Here is a 22,259-nt window from a genome sequence, read left to right as displayed (position 1 = left end):
ATGAAATGTTCGCATTGCCAGTTGGAGTTTAAAGAAAGTGAGCTTTTTAAAGAGGTGATCAATCATAAAGAATTGTATTTTTGCTGCACGGGGTGCGCTAGGGTGTATGCGTTATTGTTAGATTTGAATTTAGAGAGCTTTTATGACAAATTAAACGATTCCACTTTAGCCCCCGTAACGCCCCAAGATTCAATGAGCGCTTTAGAATTAGAACAAGCCCTTGAAGAAAACAATAAGGGCGATTTTATCCTTAATCTTTTGTTAGAAAAAACGCATTGTAACGCTTGCTTGTGGCTCAATCAAAAGGTTTTAGAGCGCTTAAAGGGGGTTAAAAAAGTGAGCGTGAATTTCACCACCCACCATTTACAAATCGTGTTTGACAAGTCTTTAAACCCTAAAGAGATCGTTCAAAAAATTGAGAGTTTGGGCTATGGGGCTAAAATTTATAACGCAAAAAATTACGCCCTAAAAGCCCAAAAAGAGCAACGCTCTTATTTGCTCACTTTAAGCGTGGGGTTTTTTGCCACCATGAATTTGATGTTTATTGCGATTGCCAAGTATGCGAGTTATGGCGGTGCGAGTTATGGCGGTGCGAGTTATGGTAGCGCAAGTTATGGCGCTGGCATGGATAAGCTCATGCAAAGGAATTTGGATCTCGTATCGCTTTTTTTAAGCTTGTTGGTGCTAGTGGTTGTGGGGCGTTTTTTCATTAAGGGGGCGTTTTATGGGCTGAAAAATGGCGTTTTGGGCATGGATTTGAGCGTGTCTTTTGGCGCGTTATCGGCGTTTGTTTATTCTATTTATGCCATGTTGGTGTCCCAAGAGACTTATTTTGAAGCGAGCAGCACGATTTTAACGCTTGTTTTTGGCTCTAAGTTTTTGGAATTAAAGGCCAGGCTGTTTGCGAATGAAAAATGTCTGGCCCTAGAATCGCATGAAATCCATAGCGTGATCGTTGTAGAAAATGGCAAGCAGATAGAAAAACACCCTAAAGATGTGGCGGTAGGCTCTGTTGTTTGGGTGCCAAGCGGGGCTAAAATCGCTTTAGATGGCGTGCTTTTAAATAGCGCGAGCGTGGATGCGTCTTTGATCAGTGGGGAGTTTAAGCCTTTGGAATTGGGGGTTAATGATCAAATTTTAGGGGGTTATGTGAATGTGGGCGTGCCTTTTAGCTATCAAGTGAGCGCAAATTTTCAAAACTCACGCCTTTCTAGTTTGTTAGAAACTTTAAAAAAGAGTTTTTTAGAAAAGCCCTTAATTGAGAGCAGCGCGAATAAAATTGCGGATATTTTTTCTAAAGCGGTGTTGTTTTTAGCCTTTGTGAGCTTTTTATTATGGCAATTTGGTTTGGGGGGTGATTTTGAAAAAGCCTTAATGGTGTGTATTAGCGTGTTAGTCATCAGCTGCCCTTGCGCATTCGCTTTAGCTACGCCCATTGCGTTAGTGATAGGGGTGTTTAAAAATCCTTTGATCGTGTTTAAAGAAGCGTTGTTTTTAGAAACCCTGGCTAAAGTGGAAAAAATCTTTATAGACAAAACCGGCACGCTCACGCAAAAAGAAGTCCTTTTAAAAGAAAAAATCATTTACGAAGAATTTGATGAAAGGCTTTTGAAGAGCCTTTTAAAAGTGAGAGAGCATTTAGCCCATAGCGCGATTCTTAAAACATTAGATGGCGATGAGGTTAATTTAGAACAGATAGAGTTTTTCGCTCATGGCTTAAAAGCGAATTATCAAAACGAAACTTTGCTAGTGGGGAGTTTGAAATTTTTAAACGCTATGGGGGTTGGTATAAAGACTAAAGAGAGCGCTAATATCATGGTAGGCTTTGCGAAAAATAAGACCTTATGCACATTATTCATTTTAGAAGAGCGTTTGAAAGCTAACGCTAAAGAAGTTATTCAGGCTTTACAAAATCAAGGCTTAGAATTAGAAATTTTAAGCGGGGATAATGAAAGCTCGGTTAAGGAGTGCGCGAAAAGATTAGGGATTTCTAAGTATCATGCCCATTTGACCCCTGAAGATAAGGCTCAAATCATCAGTTCTTATAAGGGCGTGTGCGCGATGGTAGGCGATGGCAATAATGACGCGCTAGCCTTGAAACAAGCGAGTGTTTCTTTAGGGTTTGAAAAAAGCGCTTTGAGTAAAAGCGCATGTGATATTTTGCTTTTAGAAGAGGATTTGAGTTTGTTAAAAAAAGCGTTTGATAACGCTCAAAAAGTCTATCAAGTGGTGTTGCAAAACATTGTTTTGAGCTTGATTTATAACGCTATTTTAATCCCGGTCGCTATGCTAGGATACATTAACCCTTTAATAGCGAGTTTGAGCATGAGTGGTAGTTCGCTCTTAGTGGTCTTAAATTCTTTGAGGTTGAAACGCTCTTAAACAAACCACATCGTTTTGGCTAAAATGGCAATTAAAAAACCAAAAGTTAGAGCGATAGGGTGGATATATTTACCAATAGGGTTTTTCTTACCCAAAAACTTACACGATAAAGAAAAAAGCACCAAAAGAAAAATGCTTAACGCTAAGATCACTTTAAACATGAGTATCTTTTGAAAAGGGGTTTCACACCAGCCTTTATCGCCCCCCATGTATTGGCTAAGCATCATGCCTCCTGTTAAGACAAGCCCTAAAACGCATAGGGGCATGATTTTAAGCGCTCTTTGAGTGATTCCTGTATTCGCTTTATTGGCAAACTCTTCGCCAAACATTTTCTTCACATTAGGGAAAATTACCCCATCAAAAAACAAGTAGCCAATAAAAATGATGGCGCACAATAAATGAACAACCAACACATAAGGATAAATCGCATCCATTTAAAATCCTTTATTCATGGGAAAATTAAAGAGTTTTTAATCTACTATAAAAGGGTTTTATTGTCAAGTATCCCACTATTATGGGAATTTTAGGGGTGGTTTTTGTTTGACTTTTAAGATTGCAATTAGCTATAATAAAATAATTAAAAAAGTAACACTTAAGCGGAGTACCCTAGAGAGTGGTGTTCAATTTTATGACAAAGAAGAAAAATAGAATGCAAGATTGCAAAATGGTTGGTAAAAATTTTAATCGTAAGGAATCTGTTTTGATAGCTCAATCTTTAGATATTTCTAAAAAAGGCTCGGTAATTTTAGGCGCTCTTTTGAGTTCGTTATGGCTGACAAACCCCTTAAATGCCCATGAAAAGAATGGCGCGTTTGTGGGGATTAGCTTGGAAGTGGGTAGGGCTGATCAAAAGACAAACGCTTATAAAAACGGCGAGTTGTTTCAAGTGCCTTTTGGAGATGTTTCGGCTAATGATAATGGCAAAGTTCCTGACGGGCAGACCGGTGGCTGTCAGCCAGCTTCAGGGACGCCAGGAACGCCAGGCTATACTAAAGCTAACTGTGTGGTCAATTGGACTTCTCGCACCATGCTTAGCACCAATAAAAACATTCCTGGCCGTAACCAGCCGATGTATGGGCTAGGCATGATGACAGGCTATAAGCATTTTATCGGTAAAAAAAGGTGGTTTGGGTTGCGCTATTATGGCTTTTTTGATTATGGGCATACCAATTTCTCTAACTCCAGGGCCGCTAACGCTATATCGCCTTTCTATTTGAGCGATCAAAAAGCAGACATGTATACTTATGGTTTTGGCACAGACATGCTTTTTAACATTATAGATAAGCCTAAAGCCACAGCCGGGTTTTTTGTGGGCGTGAATTTTGCGGGTAACACTTGGACTAATAATCGTGTGGGGTATTTTAAGGACGGGTATGTTTATGGCGTCAATACCGACGCTGACGCTTACATGACTAACGCTGATGGCACGATCACATGCGGGGACACGACGCCGGCGAGTTGTAATGTGGGGATTAACCCTAATAGCGTCTATACCACAGGAAAATTAAACGCTAAAGTGAATAACACGATTTTCCAATTTTTAGTGAATGTGGGCATTAGGACTAATATTTTTGAACACCATGGCATTGAGTTTGGCATCAAAATCCCCACGCTCCCTAATCACTTTTTCAAAGGCTCTACCACTATTAAAGAGCAAAGTCAAGGTCCGCTAAAAGACGGCAAACCGACCACTATCACCGGAGCAGAGACCAATTTCAGCTTAACCCAAACCTTACGCCGTCAGTATTCTATGTATTTGCGTTATGTTTATACTTTTTAAGTTTGGTAGGGTTTTTAGATAAGGCTTAGGTATGAAAGCTTGATGCTTTAAGCTTTCAAATTGTCATTGATCTGTAGCCATTCTGCACTATTTTCTACTTTTTTGATAAAATCATTAATAGCATAACAGCATATATCAATCTTGTGTTTGAATTGGGCAAATTCCGCATATTCTTTGGCATCATCATGGATATTTGGAGCTACAAAAACACTAAATTTTTTTCTAATATCAGTGCTATTTTTAATCAATTCTTTTAAATGTCTGGCAATAGGTATCATTTCCAAGGTGCTTTGACTTCTATCTCTAATCAAGCTCACTTCTATATAACTTTGGACTTTTGTGTCCATAGCTACAACATCAGGTTTATTACCACTTGCTGTGTATACGGGCAAGCCTTCATCATCGCTTTTATAATTGGGTATCACGCTTAAATTTTCAAAATGTTGTTTCAAGAAAATAGCACTTAAAAATTCCAAGCGTAAAGGTTTATCAATGAGTCTTAAAAAACTATCTTTTGATTCTTGCTTGTTACAAGTAATGAGTAATTCTTGCTTGATAAAATCTTTAGTATAAGTGGTTGCTAGTTCATTCAATTTGCTTGATTTAACGCTCTCATCAGCACTGATTGGAGTAACACTAACAAGAAAGCTATCTACGATCGCCATGTAGTTAAAAAAGGCGAGTTTGTTAGCTTGAGTGTCGTTTAAATAATCCCCTTTAAAAGCCTTATGAGTTTGTAAAATGTAATCTATTTTATTATTTTCATTAGTATTAATATCAATAAACCTACCATTACCACGCAATGAAATAAGTCCTGTAATACGCATTTTTCTAATGTGTTCATCAACGGCTTCGTTGATTTGGCTCATTTTAAATCGTATTTTATTGGTGCTTTCTAAAAGTTTTAGGCATTTTTCATAGATAAATTCATCTGAGTAACTGAATTCTGTCTTATTGATAGTAACAATTTCTTGTCTTAAATGAATAATGTAGTCATAAAGCCCATTGGCGTTATCATCTTTCCAACAAAGTAAAATAGGGATTTCTTTGACAGATAGGGGAGTTAGATTGGCATTTTTGAGTCGTTTTAAAAGCGAGAGTAATAGTTTGAAGGGGTTGTTATGGTTTAAGTTCTTTTTATAAGGGTTTCCTACTTCATATTTAGACAGAGCGTTTAAAAATATAGCCCCAACTACGCTTTCATCAACGCTTTCTTTAAAGGTATCGTTTTCTTTATCACAATAAGCAAGAATAAGCATCTTAGCGCTATTGCTGATGAGTATTTTCTCATATTTTGTATAGTAGTAAAAACCAAACTCACACATAAGTTTATACCAAGTGTCAAACCGACTTTCCCATCCATGCTCAAAGCCCATTTCTTTATGTTGTTGTGGGGATATTTCTATAATGCGTTCTAATTCTTCATCGCTAAAGATATATTCATTGGAGTCAAATTTTTCTTTCAATTCTTTATTTTGATTTAGAGAAGTAGGTCTATAAAGTCTATGAGCCAAAACGGACTTGATAATTTGCATGATTGTTGAAGATTTAAGAATTTGATTTTCAAACTTTCCTAAAACAGCTAAAAATTGTCCTATTCTTTTAGGGTTTCGCATAGTGGTTGAAAAGCTTAAAATTTTTCGTGCCGGTTTTTTAGTCATAATTAATCACCTATAATTAGTTACAAAGATTTCTTGACTATCTTCTTTAATAGTATTGTCATTATAACTGATATAATTACTTTTGATATTAAAAATATAATATTTTTTAGCCCATTCTTTTAAAATAAAATTAGTTTCTCCCTTGTGATAAACAAGATTGGTTATACCAAATAAAACCCCCTTTTTGTCTAGGCTATCTAAAACACCATATAAGGCTATCTCATTATCGCTATCCCATAACTTGTTGTATTCACTATTTGAGATTAAATAAGGAGGGTCAAAATAAACATAATCATCTTTTAAATAAGTGGTGTGGTTAAGGAAATCAATATAATCATCATTATGAAAAATAATGGTGTTTTGCTGCATAAAATCTATGTAGTTTTTTAGGGCATTATAAACATTTTCATTAAAATCTACATTACCTACAGGTAAATTAAAAAGCCCTTTAGAATTAAATCTAATTCATGTGATTAAACCCATAAATTAAAAGTAAATACAAATAGAGCATGTTGTTTTGATTGGAGTTAAAATCAGCCCTTAGTTTTTCATAAGCTATTTTATTGTATTTGGCGTAGTAAGTTTTTATATATTGTTTTTTTAATTCATCAGGGGCCGTAATCCCCTTAAAAGAGAAAGACAAGCCATAATGAATGATGATTTTAGACAATTCATCAAAAAGCTCACAAGTATTGAACTTGCTTAAAGTTTTATGTAAATTGATAATGTTAGTATCTATGTCGTTAGCTCTAAGTATCTTTTAGCCTTAGTGTTTAAAAATACGCTACCCCCACCCACAAAAGGCTCAATAAATTGATTAATGTTATTTGGGAATAGCTTATTGAGTTGTGGCATAAGTTTATATTTATCCCCTACATAGAAAAAGGGAGAACGAATACCTTTTTTCAAGGTTTCACTTCCACTATAAATAAAAATTCTTTATGCTCTTTAAAATCAGTTTTTCCTGAATTAAAAAAGCTATGAGCCTTTTCTTTAACACTTAACTTTCCTTTTTGACTCAAAATTTCCACTAAGTCTTTAAAATCTATTTTATTTTGCGAAGAGCTAGACTTAGAATTATAGGTATTATTATAAGTTAAAGCAATCCTTTTGCAATCTAGTTTTTCAATTAAATCGCTCAATTCTTTCTTGGCATTAGAGCGGCAATATTCGCTCATGTTCTCGCATAATGGCTTTAAAGCTGTTCCATAGAGTTTGGGTTTTTTCCACTGCACTAGGTTTTCATAGAGATGATAAAACCGGCTGTATTGCCTTGAATTGTATGGAGGGTCAATAAAGACTAAGTCTATTTTTAAGGTTTTAGCCAATTCGTTAGCGTTTTTTCTCTCTATCATGATGTTTTTATCATGCTTTATAGGGCTAATAAGCTCAAAAATAAATCTATCTTGCAAAATCTCTTTTTTCCTATAAGCTTCATAATGCCCCACCGTGTTAGCTATCTTATCCATTGAATAAATCAAGCTTGTTAATAAAATATCTTTATTTAATTTATCTAAATTCAAGCTTTCTATATGTTCTCTAATGCTACCGATTTTGACACAATCTTTATAGCTGAAAAATTTGTCGCTAAAATGTTGGCTAAAATAATTTTCTTCTAACTTTAAAGCTTGAGCATAATATTCTTTCAGCTCTTCAAGCACCTTAAAATCAGCGTCTTGCCCCATAAAAAAAGCATGATAAATGATTTCATTAGAAAATAAAATATCATTTATAATAATGTTTTTAATGTTAGGAATAGTGGTAAATTGACCAGCTACTACCCCACTTCCGGCAAAAATATCGCACACGCTTTTGATATTATTTAATCTTAAATTCTCAAATACCCATTCTATAAGCTTGGTTTTTGAGCCGATATACCGGCGGTTTTTTAGATTAAATTTTTCCACTAGCCACCTTTAAATTAAGAGAATAAAACCACTTATTAACATATAAGATTTAAAAATCACAATCTCTTATTAAGCTTTTTAAAATACCAAAGACTAAGAGCTAAGAATAAAAAAAAGGGCGATAGCACGCCTATTTCAGGAACGAGTATCCCTGAAATGCTGAACTTCCCTAAAGCAAAGAATAGCCCCCAAACAACGAGCGTGATAATGATAAACTTTAGCCCTAAAAGAGCTAGGTTTTCATAGCGGGCGAGACTGGGCGAAAAATAAGCGATTAAAACGCTTAAAAACGGCACAAAAAAGGGCAAAATCGCAAACACATACAAAAACGAGCGCACTTTTTTCGTGTCTGCGTTTTGGCGCACTAAAGCATGCAAAGATAAAAGAGCGTCTGTGATAGAAACCGCGGGCTTGTTTTGATAAATGGTGTCTAAAACTTTAGGGCGGAAATTTTTGAGCGTTTTAAAGGTTTTTAAATGCGTGGTGTTTAAAGCGTTGTTGCCCAGTTCAAAACTTAAGGGCATCTCATAGATAATAGTGTCATGCAAGATCCAATACTTGTCTTCAAAAAAAGCTTCTTTAGCTTCAGCGTAAGATCCTAAAGTCTTATCTTTTAGGCGAAAAACCTTGATATTTTGGGCTTTTTGCAATAAGGGATTAATCTTATCAAAATACACATAATCATCGTTATACTTCACTAACAAATGCTCTGAGACGCTCAAAGAATTGTCTTTATAAATCAAATTTTGCGTTTTTTCCTCCATATACACAAAAGGAGTTGCATTCAACCCCACATAAACGGCCGTGAAAAACAAGCTAATCAAAAAAATAGGGCTTAAAATCTGGCATTTGGAAAAGCCAATGGAGAGCAGGGCGGTGTATTGGTTGGATTTAATGAATGCGATATAAAATAAAACCATCGCCAAAAGCAAGGAAATGGGCAAGGTGTAATTGAGAGCAAATAGGATGTCATAGGTGAAAAATAAAATAATCATGTTCGCAGAATCGGGCATTTTATCGGCGTATTTTAGGCTGTCAATGCCTACAAAAAACAATTCTAAAGCTAAAAGCACGATTAAAAAGTATTTGAAATAATACCACCCCACAAATCTAAACAAACGCACTTTAAGCCCTTATTCAAACCACGATAAAAACTTGAAATTTTTGATAGAGCGCATTTAACTTTCTATTGTTAAAGGTTTTTTAAGCGTGAAACGATTTTGCGTAGCGTTAAAATCATGGCTTTCTATAAAAAATTTTAAGGCGTTTTTGGCATGTTCAAACACAGCGTTTTTTAAAGGCTCTTCGTTTTTGTGGAATTTTGAAAGCACATGCTCAATCACGCCAATCCCTTTAGAAATCCCCACTCTCAAGCGATAATAAGAATTAGAACACAATAAATCAACGGATTTTAGGCCGTTATGCCCTCCATTCCCCCCTCCATTTTTAAACCTCACAACACCCAAAGGTAAATCCAAGTCGTCATGGACAATTAAAAGCTCTTTGGTTTTGTAAAAATTTTTAGCGCTTAAAACGCTCTCGCCGCTCAAATTCATGTAAGTTTGGGGCTTTAGGAAGATAAAATCCTTATAAACGCATAAACAAGCGTTGTGTTTGGAAGAAAAAGTGAAAGAAAGATCCAATTCGCTAATGAGCGAATCTAAAATATCAAAACCAGCGTTGTGTCTGGTATGAGCGTAACGCAAAGTAGGGTTGCCTAAACCTACTAAAAGCGTCATAACCTAAAATCACTTCGCCTTAATCACACCGATCACAGCGATAGAATCATGATCTAAAATCTTAACATTCTCGTGTTTTTCTAAATCGCGCACCAAAATAGACTCATTCACATCTAAAGGGGCTACATCCACTAAATAGTGATCGGGCAAATGCTCTGGAGCGCATTCCACGCTGATACGCTTTTTAGAGAGCATTAAAATCCCTTTATTTTTCAAGCCCACTGGAGTGCCTTGGTGTTTAACAGGGACTTTAAACTTAGACTTCACGCCCTTAGTAACAGCGAGTAAATCCACATGGATAAGCTCGTTAGTAACAGGGTTTTTTTGGTATTCTTGAACCACGACTTCAAAAGTCTTATCCCCTAATTTCACCGGAAAAATCAAATGCTTTTTTTCCTTAAGGTATTTAATGAAAGGGTTTAATTTGAACGCGCCATTCACATTTTCAACGCCCTTCCCATAAATATTTGCGATTAGATAGCCATCTTTTTTTAAAGCTTTAGCGTTAGCTTTAGTAATACTCTCTCTAATAACGCCTTCTAACATGTCAATCCTTTAAAATAAAATAAGGGCTTATTCTATCCAAAAAACCCTTAAAAATCAAAAACTGCTTAAAAGCTTTTCAAAGGATTGCTTGAACGCTATCAAGCCTTCTTTAAGGAGTTTTTGAGCGGTGTTTTCTAAATCAATATTGTGCGCTTTTAGTTCTTTTTTAAACGCTTCAATTTCTGTAATCTTTAAAGGGGTTTGATACTCGGTGTTTGGGTCAAGCAAATAAGCGTTTAAAGCCTCTAGGGGGGCTGTATTGATAGAGTTTTTAAAACACAGCGCTTTAATGTAATAATCTTTAGCTAAAGAATGAGATTTAATGCCTGTGGAGGCAAAAAGGGCGCTTGTTAGCTTATTAGCATGCTGATTGATTTGGTAATAGCACTCGGTAGCGTTGATGATTCCGCTTTTAGCTTGCAAATTTTTTGGCACTAAAGGGTCTATTTCTTTGTCAAATCGCGAGACAAACACGCTAATGACCGCTCTTTTTTGCGCTTCTTTGGCTAAGATTTGAGCGGTTTTGCTAGCGATTTTAGGCGAAAAGACTAAAGTTACATTAACAGGAATAGAGGCTTGAGTTAAAGCGCTAATCACTTCAAGTCCGCTTTCACTCGCTGGGACTTTAATCATCACATTAGGGCGGTTTAATGTTTTGAATAAGCGCTTGGCTTCATCAATGCTTTTAGGGGCATCATCTTCTAAAAAAGGGTCAATTTCTAGGCTAATGTAGCCATTATTGGGATCTTTTTCATATAAAGGCATCAACGCGCTAGAGGCTTGTAAAATATCCTTTAGCGCCAGAGTTTCATAAATTTCTTTAGCTTTTTTGCCTTTGAGTTTAGCGATTTCATCTTTATAAAATGCGCTTTTTGTGATCGCTTCACAAAACAAACTAGGGTTACTCGTCGCCCCGCAAATAGCCCCCTTATTAATGAGCTTTAAAAAGCCGTTTTCTAAAAAATCCCTTTCTATAAAATCGCACCACAAACTGAATTCTTGCATGTTTTATCCTTGTTTTAAATGTTGGTAATAGTTTTTAACGACTTCCTGGTCGCTAAAAAAAATCGTTTTGTCTTTAAAGATTTGAGTGTTTTCATCGCCCTTGCCTAAAATCAATAACACCTCATCGTTTTTTAAATTTTCTAAAGCGTTTAAAATGGCTTTTTTTCGGTCTTTTTCTATAACCACTTTAGAAGAATCGCTGATACCTTTTAAAATATCTTTAATAATGTCTTCTTCGTTTTCGCTTCTGGGGTTGTCTGAAGTTAAGATAATTTTATGAGCGTAATAGCTCGCTACCTCTCCCATTTTAGGGCGCTTGGTCTTGTCCCTATCGCCTCCTGCTCCAAAAAGAGCGGTGATTTTTTGGTTTTTAAAGCTTTCAAAGACTTGTTGCATGCCGTCTATGGTGTGGGCAAAATCCACAATCACTAAAGGTTTAGAATGCAAAATTTCCAAACGCCCCTTAACCCCATAAAAGTTTTCTAATAACGGCGTAATCGCTTCTAGCGATAATTGGGTGAGTAATTTGACCCCTAAAACGCCCGCTAAGATATTATAAAGGTTGTAACGCCCTAAAAGGGGGGAATGCATAAGGGCGATTTCTTTGAGATTAGGATTTCTTAAATCTTGTTGGTAGCATAAAGACGCGCTAATGGAGGGGGTGAGCGAAAAGGCTTGAACGTTTAAATGCGCTTTTTTATCCAGCGCGTAAGTGTGCGCGTTAATGGGGTTAAAAAGGGCGTTTGTTTCATCTCTGTTGATCACTTTCAAGCCCTCATCTTTAAAAAAGCTGTTTTTGGCGTTTTTGTAATTTTCTATGCTTTTGTGGAAATCTAAATGATCGCTTGTGATATTAGTGAGGATTTTAAGGGCAAAATCAAGCCCGGCAATGCGCTTTTGGACAATCGCATGGGAGCTCACTTCCATAATAAAGTATTCGCATTTTAAACGCATCGCTTCTTCTAAATCGCTATAAAGCTCTAAAAGAGTGGGCGTGGTCAAACCCTTTTCTTTAATGCGTTTGTCGTTGATAAAAAACCCTCTTGTGCCTAAAAGAGCGGTCTTTTTATTCAAATCTAAGAGTAAGGAATACATCAAACTCGCTGTGGTCGTTTTGCCATTAGTGCCAGTAATCCCTACAATTTTCATTTTAAAATCAAAATAGTTTTTAAGCTCGTTAAAATCTAAAATAGCCAGGTTTTTTTCTGCAATGAAAGGAGAGTATTTTTCATTTAAAGGCGTTTTGACAAAAAGGATTTCTTTAGGGTTTTCTAAAACTTCATGCGTGTTATCGCTTAAAAAAGAATAGGTGTGGTTTTGGTAAGTCAGGGTTTTTTTAAGCTTCATTCTTTAAGCCTTATTGGATTTGAGAGCGTCTTCTAAAAGAGAGCGCAAAAATTTATCGTAAATAAAAGAATCCTCATGCATGTTTTCAATGTAATTTATCGCTAATTCATAATAGCCATAATGGTTCAATTCCTTCAAAAATTCATAAAAATCCTCTTTATTGTCAAAAATCACCCTAGAGCTAAACATCAAATCTTCAAACGCTTCCTTAAAGCCGCGCTCCAGGCTCAAGCGTTTGAAATCCGCATACAAAATGCCATTCAATTCTTCGCTTTTTTGAGAAATTTGCGCATCAATCTTTTCAGCCATTTGGTTTAGCCCCTCATCAAAAGAAGCGATCAAATTGATGATTTGCTCTTCAGCTTGGTGTTTTAAACTTCGTTTTTGCATAGCGATCAGGCTTTGATACAATTCATAAAAGCTATGGGCTTCTTTAGGGAAATCTTTAGCTATATCGCTTAATAACGCCCCTATTTTGGCTTTTTGGTTGTCTTTATCCAAAAACAACACTTCAGAAAAAAGGCGTAACGCTTCAGCGTAATGGGCTTGTTTGAACGCTAAAAATCCCTCTTTAATCAATGCGCGCTTTTTAAATTCATAATCAAACTTTTGCATGCCTATAATCCTTAAAGCTCGTGAAACTCCTTAGCGTTTTCTAAGCACACCACTTCTAAATTGGGGTGAATATCCATTTTGAGCTGCCTTTCAATGACATTTTTTAAAGTGATCTTACTGCTAGAGCAAGTTTTACACGCTCCCTCTAAAGCCACATAAATTTTCATGCTTTTCACTCCTAACACTTCAATATTACCGCCATCTTTGAGCAAGTAGGGGCGGATTTTTTCTATCACAATACGCACCGGTTTTTGTAAATCTTCATCGCTAAATTCTATCATTTTTAAAAACCTTATTTTTAAAATTTTACTTTAAGATACCATATAATGAGCCATTTTTATCAAACAATGCTTTTTAAGAGTGGCTCAAGGGCTAATTGGATAGAATAAAACCACTACTAGAACAAGGTTTTTATGACGATATGGAAATTAAAAACATCAAGGAGTTTGAAAAAGCTTCTAAAAAACTCCAAAAAGACACTTTAAAGATCGCTCTGGCTCTTTTGTTTCTCATTGGCGCTGCTTTGCTCGCTCTTGTTTTTGGGCAGGCTAATTCTAAGGGATTGTTGCTCATCTTTGCGGCTGTGATTGGGGGGTATATGGCGATGAATATTGGTGCGAATGATGTGTCTAATAATGTCGGCCCTGCCGTAGGCTCTAAAGCCATTAGCATGGGCGGGGCGATTTTGATTGCCGGGATTTGTGAAATGCTTGGAGCGATCATTGCTGGGGGGGAAGTGGTTTCTACGATTAAGGGCCGTATCGTTTCGCCTGAATCCATTAATGATGCGCATGTTTTCATCAATGTCATGCTGGCTAGCCTTTTGAGTGGGGCGTTGTGGTTGCATGTAGCGACTTTAATTGGCGCTCCTGTTTCCACTTCACACTCTGTGGTGGGGGGGATTATGGGGGCTGGAATGGCAGCAGCTGGAATGTCTGCTGTCAATTGGCATTTTTTATCAGGTATTGTGGCCAGTTGGGTGGTTTCGCCTTTAATGGGGGCTTTGATAGCCATGTTTTTTTTAATGCTCATTAAAAAGACTATCGCTTATAAAGAAGATAAAAAGAGCGCGGCTTTAAAGGTCGTGCCTTATTTGGTGGCGTTGATGAGCTTAACATTTAGCTGGTATTTGATCGTTAAGGTTTTAAAACGCCTCTATGCATTGAATTTTGAAATCCAGCTGGCTTGCGGCTGTATCCTTGCGCTTTTAATCTTTATCCTTTTTAAAAGGTTTGTGCTAAAGAAAGCCCCGCAATTAGAAAACAGCCATGAAAGCATTAATGAACTTTTCAATATCCCTTTGATTTTTGCCGCTGCGCTTTTAAGCTTTGCGCATGGGGCTAATGATGTGGCTAACGCGATTGGCCCCTTAGCGGCCATCAGTCAAACTTTAGAAGATGCAAATAGCCCTATGGGGAATACTTTAAGCTCTGTGCCGTTGTGGATTATGGTAGTAGGGGCAGCTGGGATTGCTTTAGGCTTGAGTTTGTATGGGCCAAAGCTCATTAAAACGGTGGGGTCTGAAATCACAGAATTAGACAAAATGCAAGCTTTTTGCATCGCGCTTTCTGCAGTCATTACCGTGCTTTTAGCCTCTCAATTAGGCTTGCCCGTAAGCTCTACGCATATCGTGGTGGGCGCGGTGTTTGGGGTGGGCTTTTTAAGGGAACGCTTAAGAGAGCAATCAAGAAGGCGTTTTGCTAGGATCAGAGACAACATTGTAGCGGCGCACTTTGGGGAAGATTTAGAAGAAATTGAAGGCTTTTTAGAGCGCTTTGATAAAGCCAATTTGAAAGAAAAATCGCTCATGCTAGAGAGCTTGAAAAAAAGCAAGAACACCGCCATCGCTTTGGAATTGAAAAAGAAAGAAAAAAAGTCGCTTAAAAAAGTGTATAAAGAAGAAGTGATCAAACGCTCCATTTTAAAAAAGATTGTTACCGCTTGGCTTGTAACCGTGCCGGTTTCTGCGCTTTTAGGGGCGCTTCTTTTTGCGGCTCTTGGTTTTATAGAAAAGTATTTCTAGGGTTTTTAAAGGCTTGATTTTTAAAGTTAGGCTTAATCTTTTATGTTAAAATTCTAAGATTTTATATTTATTTTATATTTATCGTTAGGTTTAAAGTCATGGGGAGGAATCAAGGAGCTTATTTGGATCCGTCTGAATCAATTCTGATGTTGATGGTTGCTTTTTTATTGGTGCTGTTGAACGCCTTTTTTGTGCTTTCAGAGTTTGCCCTTGTGAAAGTGCGTAAAACCCGCTTAGAAGAGCTGGTTAAAATCGGTAATTCCAACGCCAAACTCGCTTTAAAGATGAGTCAAAGACTAGACACTTATTTGAGCGCAACGCAGTTAGGCATCACCCTTTCTTCATTAGCTTTAGGCTGGGTGGGTGAGCCCGCTATCGCAAAATTGTTAGCCGCGCTGTTTGAGTCTATGGATTTGAGAGAAAATCCTATTTTTATCCATTCAATGAGCGTGGTTATAGCGTTTTTAAGCATCACTTTTTTGCATGTCGTGTTGGGCGAGATCGTGCCTAAATCTTTAGCGATCGCTAAATCTGAAAAAGCCGCTCTTTTTGCCGCACGCCCTTTGCATGTGTTTTGGGTCGTGTTTTACCCGGTGGTGCGCTTATTTGATGTGATCGCTCATTTCTTTTTAAAAAAAGTGGGCATCAATCCTAAAGAGCATGACGGCACGCATTCTGAAGAAGAGTTAAAAATCATTGTGGGCGAGAGTTTAAGAGAGGGCATTATTGATTCAGTGGAGGGCGAAATCATTAAAAATGCGGTGGATTTTTCTGACACGAGCGCTAAAGAAATCATGACCCCACGAAAAGACATGGTGTGTTTGGACGAAGAAAACAGCTATGAAGAAAATATAGACATTGTTTTAAAAAGCCGCTTCACGCGCTACCCTTATTGTAAGGGGTCTAAGGATAACATTATCGGTATGGTGCATATCAGAGACTTGCTCTCTCGCTCTATTTTCACCCCTGAAATGCATGATTTCAAGCAAATCGTTAGGAAAATGATCATCGTCCCCGAAAGTGCTTCCATTTCTCAAATCCTTATTAAAATGAAAAAAGAGCAAATCCATACCGCTTTGGTGATTGATGAATACGGCGGCACGGCCGGGTTGCTCACTATGGAAGACATTATTGAAGAGATCATGGGCGAGATTAGCGATGAATACGACTTGAAACAAGAGGGCGTGAACAAGCTTGAAGAGGGCGTGTTTGAACTAGAGGGCATGCTGGATTTAGAGAGCGTAGAAGAAGTGCTTCACATTGAATTTGACAAAGAATGCGAGCAGGTAACGCTTGGGGGCTATGTTTTTAGCTTGTTAGAACGCATGCCTATGGAGGGGGATATAATCATTTCGCATGGGTATTTGTTTGAGGTCTTAAGCGTGGATGGGGCTAGGATAAAACGCTTAAAAGCGAGTAAAAAAGATCAAGGAGAAAACAAAGCATGAAAAAAACAACCCTCTTTGTATTGAGCTTGTTATTCAATGGCTCTTTAAACGCTGTTGATGGAGTTTCTAAAACCGATCTTTCTTCTTTGAACATGGCTGAAGACAGCGCGCCTTTGAATCATCCTAACGCTCAAAAACTCTCTTTAAAAAACGCATGGACTAGGGTATTGTCTAACCATGAAGGCTTGCATGCGCAAGAATACGCCATTAAGCGAGCGAGTAAAATGAAATTAGCGGCCAAGCTTTCTTTCTTGCCTCAAATTGATTTGAGCGCTTTTTATGTGTATCTCTCTAACCCTATTAAAATGGATTTTGCCAGCCAAAAACAACCGGGCGTGCAAAAAGCCACCAACCAGATCCATCAAGGCTTGCAAAACATTCAGCAAAATATCCCCCCTCAAGTATTAACCCCTCAAATCCAAGCGGGCATGCAAGGGGTGATGCAAGGTTTTGGGGCTTTGAGCAGCACTTTAGAATCCCCCTTATTGTTTTCTAAGCAAAATGTGGTGATTGGGGCTTTGAGCATTATTTATCCTCTTTATATGGGCGGGGCAAGATTCACGATGGTGCGCATTGCGGATTTGATGCAAAAAGACGCTAACGAAGTGTATCGTTTGAAAAAGCTTTCCACTTTTCAAGAGCTTGTGAGCGTGTATTATGGCATGGTGTTAAACGCAGAAGTGGCTGAAACTTTAGAAGAAGTGGAAAAAGGCCATTATAAGCATTTCCAAAACGCTTTGAAAATGCAAAAAGTAGGGCAAATCGCTAGGGTAGAAACCTTAGGCGCTCAAGTGGCTTATGATAAGGCCCATATCGCTAGCGTTAAGGCTAAAGATGTGTTAGAAGTTTCGCAGCTCTCGTTCAATTCTATTTTGTCTAGCAAAGACGATCTAGCGCCTTCAAGCAAATTAGAGATCCACACGGAGAAAAATCTGCCCGATTTGAGCTTTTTTGTTGCTTCCACGATCAATTCTTACCCGGCTTTAAAGACTTTAGAAAATCAGGTTCAAATTTCTAAAGAAAACACAAAACTTCAGATCGCTAAATTCTTGCCCCAAGTGAGTTTTTTTGGCTCTTACCTTATGAAACAAAACAATTCGGTGTTTGAAGACATGATCCCTAGTTGGTTTGTGGGCGTGGCCGGGCGCATGCCCATACTCTCCCCCACAGGGCGTATCCAAAAATACCAAGCGAGCAAATTGGCGGAGTTGCAAGCTAGTAGCGAACAAATCCAAGCTAAAAAGAACATGGAATTGTTAGTGAATAAGACTTATAAAGAAACGCTTTCTTATTTGAAAGAATACAAAAGCTTGCTTTCTAGCGTGGAATTAGCCAAGGAAAATTTAAAACTCCAAGAGCAGGCTTTTTTACAAGGCTTAAGCACGAACGCCCAAGTCATTGATGCGAGGAACACGCTTTCTTCTATCATCGTGGAACAAAAAAGCGTGGCTTATAAATACATTGTTTCATTAGCGAATTTAATGGCGTTAAGCGATCATATTGATTTATTTTATGAATTTGTTTATTAAAGGAAAAAATCATGTCAAATAGCATGTTGGATAAAAATAAAGCGATTCTTACAGGGGGTGGGGCTTTATTATTAGGGCTAATCGTGCTTTTTTATTTAGCCTATCGCCCTAAGGCTGAAGTGCTGCAAGGGTTTTTGGAAGCCAGAGAATACAGCGTGAGCTCCAAAGTCCCTGGCCGCATTGAAAAGGTGTTTGTCAAAAAAGGCGATCATATTAAAAAAGGCGATTTGGTTTTTAGCATTTCTAGCCCTGAATTAGAAGCCAAGCTCGCTCAAGCTGAAGCCGGGCATAAAGCCGCTAAAGCGCTTAGTGATGAAGTCAAAAGAGGCTCAAGAGATGAAACGATCAATTCTGCAAGAGACATTTGGCAAGCGGCAAAATCTCAAGCGACTTTAGCCAAAGAGACTTATAGGCGCGTTCAAGATTTGTATGATAATGGCGTGGCGAGTTTGCAAAAGCGCGATGAAGCCTATGCGGCTTATGAAAGCACTAAATACAACGAGAGCGCGGCTTACCAAAAGTATAAAATGGCTTTAGGGGGGGCGAGCTCTGAGAGTAAGATTGCCGCTAAGGCTAAAGAGAGTGAGGCTTTAGGGCAAGTGAATGAGGTGGAATCCTATTTAAAAGATGTCAAAGCTACAGCCCCAATTGATGGGGAAGTGAGTAATGTGCTTTTAAGCGGTGGCGAGCTTAGCCCTAAGGGTTTTCCTGTGGTTTTAATGATAGATTTAAAGGATAGTTGGTTAAAAATCAGCGTGCCTGAAAAGTATTTGAACGAGTTTAAGGTGGGCAAGGAATTTGAAGGCTATATCCCGGCGTTGAAAAAAAGTGCGAAATTCAGGGTCAAATATTTGAGCGTGATGGGGGATTTTGCGACTTGGAAAGCGACGAATAATTCCAACACTTACGACATGAAAAGCTATGAAGTGGAGGCCATACCCTTAGAAGAGTTGGAAAATTTTAGGGTAGGGATGAGCGTGTTAGTTACCATTAAACCTTAGAAAGGATTGTTTTGTTCAGATTGATAAGCGCATGGGTTTTACAAGACAAGTTCTTGTTTATCGTGTGTTTTATATTGCCTTTTTGTTTAGGGGTTTTAGGCACGCAAATCTTTAAACAAGAAATCCCAAGACAGCTCCCTATCGTGGTGGTGGATTGGGATAAGACCACTACAAGCCATCAGGTAGCGTTTGAATTAGGCGCAACGAGCGCGCTTGAAATCAAATACCAAGTGGCTAGCCTTTTAGAAGCCAAACGCTTTTTAAACTCTGCTGAAGTGTATGGGGCGTTAGTTTTGCCTAAAGATTTAGAGAAAAAAATCAAAATGGGGCGAAAGGTGGATTTACCCTTTTATTATAATGCGGAATATGTTTTAGTGGGGAAAACGCTCAAAAACGCTTTTTTACAAACCGCTTTGACTTTAGACGCTAAAACTTTAGCCACCAAAGCTTTAGTGCGAGATTCCAATTTGATTTCTGCTAAAGCCCAAGCGGTGCCTATTGTTTTGCAATTGCATGCGCTATACAATGAAGAAAACAATTACACGCAATACCTTTTAAGCGTGATGCTGCCTTGCATGTGGCTTATTTTGATTGCGATTGGCATGCTCAATTTCATTCAAAAAACCTCTAACATGCGCGAGCTTTTAATCAGTATTTTAGCGAATGTGTGTGTGTTTAGCTTTTGGGGGATGGGCATGGCGTTTTATTTTAACCTCATTGGCATGGAGGGGCATTATGCGCATTTATCATTGGTCTTTTTGGTGGTAGTTTTAATGGCGCTCATCATGAGCGGGTTTGTGGTGTTGGTTTATGGCGTTTCAAAAAGCGTTGTTGAAACCGCTGGTGCGATTGGGGTCTATACCGCTCCAAGCTTTGCGTTTGCTGGGGTTACTTACCCGCAAAACAACATGGAAATTTTTGGGGATTTTTGGAGCCATTGCTTGCCTATTAGCCATTTTATGAAGTTCTTTTTACAAGAGGCCTATTATAAGACGGATTTTACAGAATCTTTAAATTCTCTGATGCCGCTTGTGTTCTTTTTAATCTTTTTAGTCTTAGGGCTTTTGATTTTTTATTTTTCTTTTAAAAAAGGCAAGGCTAGCGCATGAATTTTTTTAAAATCCTTTTAATGGAATTAAGGGCGATTGTTTCTCATAAGGGCGTTTTGTTAATCCTTATAGGTGCTCCTTTAATCTATGGTTTATTATACCCTTTGCCTTATTTAAAAGACATCGTAACGCAGCAAAAAATCGCCCTTGTAGATGAAGACAATTCCTTTCTTTCCAGGCAATTAGCCTTCATGGCGCAAAGCTCCAACGAGTTAGAAATCGCTTTTTTTAGCCCCTCTATGTTGGAAGCTAAAAAGCTTTTAAAAGAAGAAAAAGTTTATGGGATCTTGCATATCCCTTCGCATTTTGAAGCCAATATCCATAAGCAAGTGCCTGTAACGATAGATTTTTATGCGAATTCCAATTACTTTTTGATTTATGGCGCATTAGCGAATGCGGTGGTGGAGAGCATCAACGCTTTAAATGATGAAATAAGGTTCAAGTGCAACGCCCAAATAGAAGAAGCCGAATTAGGGACAGATGGGATTAAGATTAGGCCTATCGCTTTGTATAACCCTAGTGAGGGGTATTTGAATTACGCGCTCTCTAGCGTGTTTATTTTCATTCTACACCAGGTGATGCTCATTGCAAGCAGCATGTTTGTCAGCTCCAGGCGTTTGGAATTAGCCTTTTTAGACAAAAAGCAAATCGCTTTAAGGCAATTTGCAAGGCTTTTGATCTTTATGGGAGCGTTTAGTGTTTTTGTTTTGTTGTATTTTGGGGTGTTATTTTCTTTTTATGGGATCGAACGGCATGCGAGCGCTTTAATGGTGTTTTTGAATAGCTCCATCTTCATGCTTGCAACCTTGAGTTTGGGGTCGTTTTTGGGCGCATGGATCAAAAATGAAGCCCACACCACTCAAATCGTTTTAATTTCTTCTTTGCCCTTGATTTTTATGATGGGTTTTGTGTGGCCTTTTGAATCCTTGCCCTCTTATTTACAGGCTTTCGTCCAAATAGTGCCTGCTTATCATGCGATTAGTTTGTTAGGGCGATTGAATCAAATGCATGCGGAATTTATAGATGTTTCCATCCATTTTTATGCGCTTATTGCGATTTTTATTGCGAGTTTTATAGGGAGTGTATTCAAACTCAGCTCTTTAAAGAAAGCTTGTGAAAACGCTTAAAAACCTCATCGCTTCCAAGCACCAGACTAAAGCGTCTCGCTTTTTGGGGTATCTTATGCCTTTTGATGATTTTGAAAAAACCCTTTTACAATTGAAAAAAGAGCATTTTAAAGCCGCACATTTTGTAACGGCGTTTCGCTATTGTTTAGAGGGCAAAATCACGGAGGGTTTTAGCGATGATGGCGAGCCTAAAGGGAGTTCAGGCATGCCTATGCTTAGCGTTTTGAGGCGAGAGGATTTGATCAATATAGGATTAGTGAGCGTGCGTTATTTTGGAGGCACGCTTTTAGGGGTGGGGGGCTTGATGAAAGCTTATGCCACTAGCGCGTTATTGTGCGTAGAAAACGCTAAAAGAGAAAACGCTTTTAAGGATTTTGTGGAGTTAGAAACTTTAAGCGCTCATTATTCTTACAAAGAATTAGACGCTCTTCAGCGTGAAATTAAGAAATTTAGCTTACAATTAAGCAAAAAGAATTTTTCAAACCAAAGCGTGGAAGTGGAAATCAGCGGCGCGAGAGAAAATTTGCAAGCGTTTTTACAACAAAATAAGATGAATTAGGGAGAGTGGTATGGAATTTTTGAGCGGGTATTTTTTATGGGTTAAGGCTTTCCATGTGATAGCGGTCATTTCGTGGATGGCGGCGTTATTTTATTTGCCGCGCCTTTTTGTCTATCATGCCGAAAACGCGCATAAAAAGGAGTTTGTAGGCGTGGTTCAAATCCAAGAAAAAAAGCTTTATTCTTTTATCGCTTCACCGGCTATGGGTTTCACGCTTATTACAGGGATTTTAATGCTGTTGATAGAGCCCACGCTCTTTAAAAGCGGGGGTTGGTTGCATGCTAAATTGGCTTTAGTGGTTTTGCTTTTAGCCTATCATTTTTATTGCAAAAAATGCATGCACGAGCTAGAAAAAGACCCTACAAGAAGAAACGCAAGGTTTTATCGTGTGTTTAATGAGGCACCAACGATTTTAATGATCCTCATTGTGATTTTAGTGGTTGTCAAGCCTTTTTAAAGACAAGCCACGAAGAAAGAAAAG

Annotated in this window: 20 protein-coding genes and 1 pseudogene; 10 read left to right on the top strand and 11 right to left on the bottom strand. The window is 38.1% G+C overall.

The features are described 5' to 3' along the window. A complete protein-coding gene (locus P6280_RS07440; protein WP_283237421.1) occupies window positions 1-2,382 on the top strand; it encodes a heavy metal translocating P-type ATPase in 2,382 nt (793 codons plus the stop codon). On the opposite strand, the gene P6280_RS07435 is transcribed toward P6280_RS07440, so the two are convergent. After that, on the bottom strand, window positions 2,379-2,816 hold the full coding sequence (locus P6280_RS07435; protein ID WP_001917116.1) for a CopD family copper resistance protein: 438 nt from the start codon (window positions 2,814-2,816) through the stop codon (window positions 2,379-2,381). The genes P6280_RS07440 and P6280_RS07435 overlap by 4 nt on opposite strands. Before the next feature lie 179 nt (window positions 2,817-2,995). Here P6280_RS07435 and P6280_RS07430 point away from each other — a divergent pair, with 179 nt between their 5' ends. Further along, window positions 2,996-4,162 carry an outer membrane protein gene (locus P6280_RS07430; protein ID WP_283237420.1) on the top strand — a complete coding sequence of 389 codons (1,167 nt, stop codon included), beginning with the start codon at window positions 2,996-2,998 and terminating at the stop codon, window positions 4,160-4,162. 47 nt (window positions 4,163-4,209) lie between these two features. On the opposite strand, the gene P6280_RS07425 is transcribed toward P6280_RS07430, so the two are convergent. From P6280_RS07425 to P6280_RS07380, 10 genes and pseudogenes are all read right to left on the bottom strand, one after another. After that, window positions 4,210-5,823, bottom strand: coding sequence for an AlwI family type II restriction endonuclease (locus P6280_RS07425; RefSeq protein ID WP_283237419.1), 1,614 nt, complete (start codon window positions 5,821-5,823; stop codon window positions 4,210-4,212). 6 nt (window positions 5,824-5,829) lie between these two features. Then, window positions 5,830-6,678, bottom strand: a pseudogene (locus tag P6280_RS07420) (Dam family site-specific DNA-(adenine-N6)-methyltransferase). 50 nt (window positions 6,679-6,728) lie between these two features. Beyond that, the gene (locus P6280_RS07415; RefSeq protein ID WP_283237418.1) at window positions 6,729-7,730 is read right to left on the bottom strand and encodes a DNA adenine methylase; all 1,002 of its coding nucleotides are present in this window, start codon (window positions 7,728-7,730) and stop codon (window positions 6,729-6,731) included. A 56-nt stretch (window positions 7,731-7,786) separates the two neighbouring features. Beyond that, entirely contained in the window at window positions 7,787-8,854 is a 1,068-nt protein-coding gene (locus tag P6280_RS07410; protein WP_283237417.1) for an LptF/LptG family permease, read from the bottom strand. A 54-nt stretch (window positions 8,855-8,908) separates the two neighbouring features. Next, a complete protein-coding gene (pth, locus tag P6280_RS07405; protein ID WP_283237416.1) occupies window positions 8,909-9,469 on the bottom strand; it encodes an aminoacyl-tRNA hydrolase in 561 nt (186 codons plus the stop codon). Between the two features lie 9 nt (window positions 9,470-9,478). Further along, entirely contained in the window at window positions 9,479-10,015 is a 537-nt protein-coding gene (locus tag P6280_RS07400) for a 50S ribosomal protein L25/general stress protein Ctc (protein ID WP_033764927.1), read from the bottom strand. A 54-nt stretch (window positions 10,016-10,069) separates the two neighbouring features. Further along, a complete protein-coding gene (tal, locus tag P6280_RS07395) occupies window positions 10,070-11,020 on the bottom strand; it encodes a transaldolase (protein WP_283237415.1) in 951 nt (316 codons plus the stop codon). 3 nt (window positions 11,021-11,023) lie between these two features. Beyond that, a complete protein-coding gene (locus tag P6280_RS07390; RefSeq protein WP_283237414.1) occupies window positions 11,024-12,367 on the bottom strand; it encodes a UDP-N-acetylmuramoyl-L-alanyl-D-glutamate--2,6-diaminopimelate ligase in 1,344 nt (447 codons plus the stop codon). Window positions 12,368-12,370: 3 nt separating this feature from the next. Beyond that, a complete protein-coding gene (locus P6280_RS07385) occupies window positions 12,371-12,982 on the bottom strand; it encodes a hypothetical protein (RefSeq protein WP_001168614.1) in 612 nt (203 codons plus the stop codon). 11 nt (window positions 12,983-12,993) lie between these two features. Further along, the gene (locus P6280_RS07380; protein WP_000569298.1) at window positions 12,994-13,263 is read right to left on the bottom strand and encodes a NifU family protein; all 270 of its coding nucleotides are present in this window, start codon (window positions 13,261-13,263) and stop codon (window positions 12,994-12,996) included. 140 nt (window positions 13,264-13,403) lie between these two features. Here P6280_RS07380 and P6280_RS07375 point away from each other — a divergent pair, with 140 nt between their 5' ends. The 8 genes from P6280_RS07375 (at window position 13,404) to hemJ (ending at window position 22,235) form a co-directional block, all read left to right on the top strand. Further along, window positions 13,404-15,005 carry an inorganic phosphate transporter gene (locus P6280_RS07375; RefSeq protein WP_283237413.1) on the top strand — a complete coding sequence of 534 codons (1,602 nt, stop codon included), beginning with the start codon at window positions 13,404-13,406 and terminating at the stop codon, window positions 15,003-15,005. A gap of 98 nt (window positions 15,006-15,103) precedes the next feature. Beyond that, a complete protein-coding gene (locus P6280_RS07370) occupies window positions 15,104-16,453 on the top strand; it encodes a hemolysin family protein (RefSeq protein WP_000533315.1) in 1,350 nt (449 codons plus the stop codon). Beyond that, the gene (locus P6280_RS07365; RefSeq protein ID WP_283237412.1) at window positions 16,450-17,982 is read left to right on the top strand and encodes a TolC family protein; all 1,533 of its coding nucleotides are present in this window, start codon (window positions 16,450-16,452) and stop codon (window positions 17,980-17,982) included. The genes P6280_RS07370 and P6280_RS07365 overlap by 4 nt, the downstream gene beginning before the upstream one ends. Window positions 17,983-17,993: 11 nt before the next feature. Continuing rightward, window positions 17,994-18,983: an HlyD family secretion protein gene (locus tag P6280_RS07360; protein WP_283237411.1), complete on the top strand. Its 990-nt coding sequence runs from the start codon at window positions 17,994-17,996 to the stop codon at window positions 18,981-18,983. Between the two features lie 11 nt (window positions 18,984-18,994). Next, on the top strand, window positions 18,995-20,092 hold the full coding sequence (locus tag P6280_RS07355; protein WP_283237410.1) for an ABC transporter permease: 1,098 nt from the start codon (window positions 18,995-18,997) through the stop codon (window positions 20,090-20,092). Further along, a complete protein-coding gene (locus tag P6280_RS07350) occupies window positions 20,089-21,219 on the top strand; it encodes an ABC transporter permease (protein ID WP_283237409.1) in 1,131 nt (376 codons plus the stop codon). Before P6280_RS07355 ends, P6280_RS07350 begins: the two co-directional genes overlap by 4 nt. Further along, window positions 21,206-21,778 (top strand): YigZ family protein, encoded by a 573-nt coding sequence (locus tag P6280_RS07345; protein WP_000854156.1) that lies wholly within the window; start codon window positions 21,206-21,208, stop codon window positions 21,776-21,778. Before P6280_RS07350 ends, P6280_RS07345 begins: the two co-directional genes overlap by 14 nt. A 10-nt stretch (window positions 21,779-21,788) precedes the next feature. Next, entirely contained in the window at window positions 21,789-22,235 is a 447-nt protein-coding gene (gene hemJ, locus P6280_RS07340) for a protoporphyrinogen oxidase HemJ (protein WP_096532937.1), read from the top strand. Window positions 22,236-22,259: the final 24 nt, after the last annotated feature.

Source organism: Helicobacter sp. 219-2 (genome assembly GCF_030053225.1).
GTDB lineage: Bacteria > Campylobacterota > Campylobacteria > Campylobacterales > Helicobacteraceae > Helicobacter > Helicobacter pylori_C.
Note: the sequence above shows the minus strand (reverse complement) of the source record. Positions and strands in the feature narration are given on the sequence as shown.

What these genes read in the sequence shown, in the direction of transcription:
- P6280_RS07440 (WP_283237421.1), top strand. Translation starts at nt 1, where the DNA reads ATGAAATGTTCGCATTGCCAGTTGGAGTTTAAAGAAAGTGAGCTTTTT.
- P6280_RS07435 (WP_001917116.1), bottom strand. Translation starts at nt 2,816, where the DNA reads ATGGATGCGATTTATCCTTATGTGTTGGTTGTTCATTTATTGTGCGCC.
- P6280_RS07425 (WP_283237419.1), bottom strand. Translation starts at nt 5,823, where the DNA reads ATGACTAAAAAACCGGCACGAAAAATTTTAAGCTTTTCAACCACTATG.
- pth (WP_283237416.1), bottom strand. Translation starts at nt 9,469, where the DNA reads ATGACGCTTTTAGTAGGTTTAGGCAACCCTACTTTGCGTTACGCTCAT.
- P6280_RS07400 (WP_033764927.1), bottom strand. Translation starts at nt 10,015, where the DNA reads ATGTTAGAAGGCGTTATTAGAGAGAGTATTACTAAAGCTAACGCTAAA.
- tal (WP_283237415.1), bottom strand. Translation starts at nt 11,020, where the DNA reads ATGCAAGAATTCAGTTTGTGGTGCGATTTTATAGAAAGGGATTTTTTA.
- P6280_RS07390 (WP_283237414.1), bottom strand. Translation starts at nt 12,367, where the DNA reads ATGAAGCTTAAAAAAACCCTGACTTACCAAAACCACACCTATTCTTTT.
- P6280_RS07385 (WP_001168614.1), bottom strand. Translation starts at nt 12,982, where the DNA reads ATGCAAAAGTTTGATTATGAATTTAAAAAGCGCGCATTGATTAAAGAG.
- P6280_RS07380 (WP_000569298.1), bottom strand. Translation starts at nt 13,263, where the DNA reads ATGATAGAATTTAGCGATGAAGATTTACAAAAACCGGTGCGTATTGTG.
- P6280_RS07375 (WP_283237413.1), top strand. Translation starts at nt 13,404, where the DNA reads ATGGAAATTAAAAACATCAAGGAGTTTGAAAAAGCTTCTAAAAAACTC.
- P6280_RS07370 (WP_000533315.1), top strand. Translation starts at nt 15,104, where the DNA reads ATGGGGAGGAATCAAGGAGCTTATTTGGATCCGTCTGAATCAATTCTG.
- P6280_RS07365 (WP_283237412.1), top strand. Translation starts at nt 16,450, where the DNA reads ATGAAAAAAACAACCCTCTTTGTATTGAGCTTGTTATTCAATGGCTCT.
- P6280_RS07360 (WP_283237411.1), top strand. Translation starts at nt 17,994, where the DNA reads ATGTCAAATAGCATGTTGGATAAAAATAAAGCGATTCTTACAGGGGGT.
- P6280_RS07350 (WP_283237409.1), top strand. Translation starts at nt 20,089, where the DNA reads ATGAATTTTTTTAAAATCCTTTTAATGGAATTAAGGGCGATTGTTTCT.
- hemJ (WP_096532937.1), top strand. Translation starts at nt 21,789, where the DNA reads ATGGAATTTTTGAGCGGGTATTTTTTATGGGTTAAGGCTTTCCATGTG.